1 protein-coding gene, 2 tRNA genes and 3 rRNA genes are annotated in these 5,468 nt (G+C 51.4%); all 6 read left to right on the top strand.

Annotated elements, in window-relative coordinates:
- Positions 1-145 precede the first annotated feature (145 nt).
- The 6 genes from V8Z74_RS25865 (at position 146) to rrf (ending at position 5,462) form a co-directional block, all read left to right on the top strand.
- Positions 146-1,674: ribosomal RNA gene (locus V8Z74_RS25865) — 16S ribosomal RNA — on the top strand.
- An 81-nt stretch (positions 1,675-1,755) separates the two neighbouring features.
- Positions 1,756-1,832 (top strand) — tRNA-Ile (locus V8Z74_RS25860).
- 37 nt (positions 1,833-1,869) lie between these two features.
- Positions 1,870-1,945, top strand: a tRNA-Ala gene (locus V8Z74_RS25855).
- 88 nt (positions 1,946-2,033) lie between these two features.
- On the top strand, positions 2,034-2,282 hold the full coding sequence (locus V8Z74_RS25850; protein WP_349712242.1) for a hypothetical protein: 249 nt from the start codon (positions 2,034-2,036) through the stop codon (positions 2,280-2,282).
- A gap of 65 nt (positions 2,283-2,347) precedes the next feature.
- Positions 2,348-5,223, top strand: a 23S ribosomal RNA gene (locus V8Z74_RS25845).
- Positions 5,224-5,349: 126 nt separating this feature from the next.
- A 5S ribosomal RNA gene (gene rrf / locus V8Z74_RS25840) occupies positions 5,350-5,462 on the top strand.
- Together the 16S, 23S and 5S rRNA genes with 2 tRNA genes alongside form the textbook arrangement of a ribosomal RNA operon.
- Positions 5,463-5,468: the final 6 nt, after the last annotated feature.

Here is a 5,468-nt window from a genome sequence, read left to right as displayed (position 1 = left end):
AAAAAAATACAGCCGATAAGCGTGGGCGTTTGAGGGCAAGCAGCCAAGTTCTTCGGAACTAAATCAAACGCTCATGGAAATAGAAGTGAAGTTCACTTCAATTCCGTTTTTATGAGTGAAGTCGAGAGACTTTAAATTCAAGATCGAACTATAGAGTTTGATCCTGGCTCAGATTGAACGCTGGCGGCATGCTTTACACATGCAAGTCGAACGGTAACAGCACTTCGGTGGCTGACGAGTGGCGAACGGGTGAGTAATACATCGGAACGTGCCTAGTAGTGGGGGATAACTACTCGAAAGAGTAGCTAATACCGCATGAGATCTAAGGATGAAAGCAGGGGACCTTCGGGCCTTGCGCTACTAGAGCGGCTGATGGCAGATTAGGTAGTTGGTGGGATAAAAGCTTACCAAGCCGACGATCTGTAGCTGGTCTGAGAGGACGACCAGCCACACTGGGACTGAGACACGGCCCAGACTCCTACGGGAGGCAGCAGTGGGGAATTTTGGACAATGGGCGCAAGCCTGATCCAGCAATGCCGCGTGCAGGATGAAGGCCTTCGGGTTGTAAACTGCTTTTGTACGGAACGAAAAGCCCTCTTCTAATACAGGAGGGTCATGACGGTACCGTAAGAATAAGCACCGGCTAACTACGTGCCAGCAGCCGCGGTAATACGTAGGGTGCAAGCGTTAATCGGAATTACTGGGCGTAAAGCGTGCGCAGGCGGTTTTGTAAGACAGAGGTGAAATCCCCGGGCTCAACCTGGGAACTGCCTTTGTGACTGCAAGGCTAGAGTACGGCAGAGGGGGATGGAATTCCGCGTGTAGCAGTGAAATGCGTAGATATGCGGAGGAACACCGATGGCGAAGGCAATCCCCTGGGCCTGTACTGACGCTCATGCACGAAAGCGTGGGGAGCAAACAGGATTAGATACCCTGGTAGTCCACGCCCTAAACGATGTCAACTGGTTGTTGGGTCTTAATTGACTCAGTAACGAAGCTAACGCGTGAAGTTGACCGCCTGGGGAGTACGGCCGCAAGGTTGAAACTCAAAGGAATTGACGGGGACCCGCACAAGCGGTGGATGATGTGGTTTAATTCGATGCAACGCGAAAAACCTTACCCACCTTTGACATGGCAGGAATCCTTTAGAGATAGAGGAGTGCTCGAAAGAGAACCTGCACACAGGTGCTGCATGGCTGTCGTCAGCTCGTGTCGTGAGATGTTGGGTTAAGTCCCGCAACGAGCGCAACCCTTGCCATTAGTTGCTACGAAAGGGCACTCTAATGGGACTGCCGGTGACAAACCGGAGGAAGGTGGGGATGACGTCAAGTCCTCATGGCCCTTATAGGTGGGGCTACACACGTCATACAATGGCTGGTACAAAGGGTTGCCAACCCGCGAGGGGGAGCTAATCCCATAAAGCCAGTCGTAGTCCGGATCGCAGTCTGCAACTCGACTGCGTGAAGTCGGAATCGCTAGTAATCGTGGATCAGAATGTCACGGTGAATACGTTCCCGGGTCTTGTACACACCGCCCGTCACACCATGGGAGCGGGTCTCGCCAGAAGTAGGTAGCCTAACCGCAAGGAGGGCGCTTACCACGGCGGGGTTCGTGACTGGGGTGAAGTCGTAACAAGGTAGCCGTATCGGAAGGTGCGGCTGGATCACCTCCTTTCTGGAAAACAGCTGCTTCAATTGAACGCCCACACTTATCGGTTGTTGGATACACCATCGAATCAACACAGTTTGATGGCTTGGGTCTGTAGCTCAGCTGGTTAGAGCACCGTCTTGATAAGGCGGGGGTCGTTGGTTCGAGCCCAACTAGACCCACCAAACATTCCAATGCACGAGGATCCTTGATACCAATCTTGGGGGATTAGCTCAGCTGGGAGAGCACCTGCTTTGCAAGCAGGGGGTCGTCGGTTCGATCCCGTCATCCTCCACCAAAGGCGCTGCGAAAGCTGCTGGACTTCGGTTCGGTAGTGGTGTTTGCGTGCTACAATCGAAGGCTCTTCAATACAAAAGCAGTCTGGCTTGCAGACTGCTTTTGTATTGATCGATCCGATCGCGGATCAATCAATCGGCTGTTCTTTAAAAATTCATAGAGTCGAAATCAGCGTTGCTGGCGGAAAGCAGGAATTCGTAAAGGTTTTACTGCACCGTGCCGCCAGCGACATTTTGATTGCGTCAAAACAGATATTGCGAATACGCATATCTAGTAATGACGAATATCTCCAAGATAGCAATATCGAGGAATTATTCACATTACGGCATAACGCGTGAGGTGAGAGACCTCACACAGTCTTTGATTTGACTTTGGAGTTTCGCAAGAGACGTCAAAGTTATAGGGTCAAGTGACTAAGAGCATATGGTGGATGCCTTGGCGATTACAGGCGAAGAAAGACGTGATAGCCTGCGATAAGCTTCGGGGAGCTGGCAAATAAGCTTTGATCCGGAGATTTCTGAATGGGGAAACCCACCCGCAAGGGTATCGTTAGCTGAATACATAGGCTAACGAGGCGAACCTGGAGAACTGAAACATCTAAGTACCCAGAGGAAAAGACATCAACCGAGATTCCGATAGTAGTGGCGAGCGAATTCGGAGCAGCCTTCTAGTGATAGTCGATTGGTTAACAAAACGGAATGGAAAGTCCGGCCATAGTAGGTGATAGCCCTGTATGTGAAAACCAAACGGTGGTACTGAGCTAGAGAAAAGTAGGGCGGGGCACGAGAAACCCTGTCTGAATATGGGGGGACCATCCTCCAAGGCTAAATACTCGTAATCGACCGATAGTGAACCAGTACCGTGAGGGAAAGGCGAAAAGAACCCCGGGAGGGGAGTGAAATAGATCCTGAAACCGTATGCTTACAAAAAGTCGGAGCCCTTCGGGGTGACGGCGTACCTTTTGTATAATGGGTCAGCGACTTACATTCAGTGGCAAGCTTAACCGAATAGGGGAGGCGAAGAGAAATCGAGTCCGAATAGGGCGTCTAGTCGCTGGGTGTAGACCCGAAACCAAGTGATCTATCCATGGCCAGGATGAAGGTGCCGTAACAGGTACTGGAGGTCCGAACCGACTAGTGTTGCAAAACTAGCGGATGAGCTGTGGATAGGGGTGAAAGGCTAAACAAACTTGGAAATAGCTGGTTCTCTCCGAAAACTATTTAGGTAGTGCCTCAAGTATTACCTGCGGGGGTAGAGCACTGTTTAGGCTAGGGGGTCATGGCGACTTACCAACCCTATGCAAACTCCGAATACCGCAGAGTACAGCTTGGGAGACAGAGCACCGGGTGCTAACGTCCGGACTCAAGAGGGAAACAACCCAGACCGCCAGCTAAGGTCCCTAAAATTGGCTAAGTGGGAAACGAAGTGGGAAGGCTAAAACAGTCAGGATGTTGGCTTAGAAGCAGCCATCATTTAAAGAAAGCGTAATAGCTCACTGATCGAGTCGTCCTGCGCGGAAGATGTAACGGGGCTAAGCCAGTTACCGAAGCTGCGGATGCACAGTTTACTGTGCGTGGTAGGAGAGCGTTCTGTAAGCCTGTGAAGGTGTCTGGTAACGGATGCTGGAGGTATCAGAAGTGCGAATGCTGACATGAGTAGCGTTAAAGGGGGTGAAAAGCCCCCTCGCCGTAAGCGCAAGGTTTCCTACGCAACGTTCATCGGCGTAGGGTGAGTCGGCCCCTAAGGCGAGGCAGAGATGCGTAGCTGATGGGAAACAGGTCAATATTCCTGTACCGATCAATAGTGCGATGTGGGGACGGAGAAGGTTAGCTCAGCCACCTGTTGGAATAGGTGGTTCAAGCCTGTAGTCGTGCCTGGTAGGCAAATCCGCCGGGCTGAGATGAGGGGTGATAACGAGTCTGCTTGCAGACGAAGTGAGTGATACCCTGCTTCCAGGAAAAGCCACTAAGCTTCAGCTATTGACGACCGTACCGCAAACCGACACTGGTGCGCGAGATGAGTATTCTAAGGCGCTTGAGAGAACTCAGGAGAAGGAACTCGGCAAATTGACACCGTAACTTCGGGAGAAGGTGTGCCGCAAGTAGGTGAACTTGTACAAAGGGAGCCCAAAGCGGTTGCAAAGAATAGGTGGCTGCGACTGTTTAATAAAAACACAGCACTCTGCAAACACGAAAGTGGACGTATAGGGTGTGACGCCTGCCCGGTGCTGGAAGATTAAATGATGGGGTGCAAGCTCTTGATTGAAGTCCCAGTAAACGGCGGCCGTAACTATAACGGTCCTAAGGTAGCGAAATTCCTTGTCGGGTAAGTTCCGACCTGCACGAATGGCGTAACGATGGCCACACTGTCTCCTCCTGAGACTCAGCGAAGTTGAAATGTTTGTGATGATGCAATCTCCCCGCGGAAAGACGGAAAGACCCCATGAACCTTTACTGTAGCTTTGTATTGGACTTTGAACAGATCTGTGTAGGATAGGTGGGAGGCTTTGAAGCCAGGACGCTAGTTCTGGTGGAGCCGACGTTGAAATACCACCCTGGTGTGTTTGAGGTTCTAACCCAGGTCCATTATCTGGATCGGGGACAGTGCATGGTAGGCAGTTTGACTGGGGCGGTCTCCTCCCAAAGCGTAACGGAGGAGTTCGAAGGTACGCTAGTTACGGTCGGACATCGTGACGATAGTGCAATGGCATAAGCGTGCTTAACTGCGAGACTGACAAGTCGAGCAGATGCGAAAGCAGGACATAGTGATCCGGTGGTTCTGTATGGAAGGGCCATCGCTCAACGGATAAAAGGTACTCTGGGGATAACAGGCTGATACCGCCCAAGAGTTCATATCGACGGCGGTGTTTGGCACCTCGATGTCGGCTCATCTCATCCTGGGGCTGTAGTCGGTCCCAAGGGTATGGCTGTTCGCCATTTAAAGAGGTACGTGAGCTGGGTTTAAAACGTCGTGAGACAGTTTGGTCCCTATCTTCCGTGGGCGCTGCAGATTTGAGAGAGCCTGCTCCTAGTACGAGAGGACCGGAGTGGACACACCTCTGGTGTATCGGTTGTCACGCCAGTGGCATTGCCGAGTAGCTAAGTGTGGAAGAGATAACCGCTGAAAGCATCTAAGCGGGAAACTCGTCTCAAGATGAGATCTGCCGGGGGCTTGACCCCCCTGAAGAGTCGTTCAAGACCAGGACGTTGATAGGTTGGGTGTGGAAGCGCAGCAATGCGTTAAGCTAACCAATACTAATTGCTCGTGCGGCTTGACCCTATAACTTTGATGATGAAGTCATCGAAGACAGTTATGCCAGGCGCAATCAAAAGAAAACAAGCTGATATTGGCTCTATGAATTGGTTGGGTGGATGAGTGAATCATCGATCCGACAAAAAGTTTATGCCTGATGACCATAGCGAGTTGGTCCCACTCCTTCCCATCCCGAACAGGACAGTGAAACGACTTTGCGCCGATGATAGTGCGGGTTCCCGTGTGAAAGTAGGTCATCGTCAGGCTCTTAC

This window comes from Comamonas sp. w2-DMI, assembly GCF_040187735.1.
In the GTDB taxonomy this organism is placed as follows: domain Bacteria; phylum Pseudomonadota; class Gammaproteobacteria; order Burkholderiales; family Burkholderiaceae_C; genus Comamonas; species Comamonas terrae.
The sequence above is the reverse complement of the archived record's forward strand: the minus strand, read 5'-3'. Positions and strand labels throughout refer to the sequence as shown.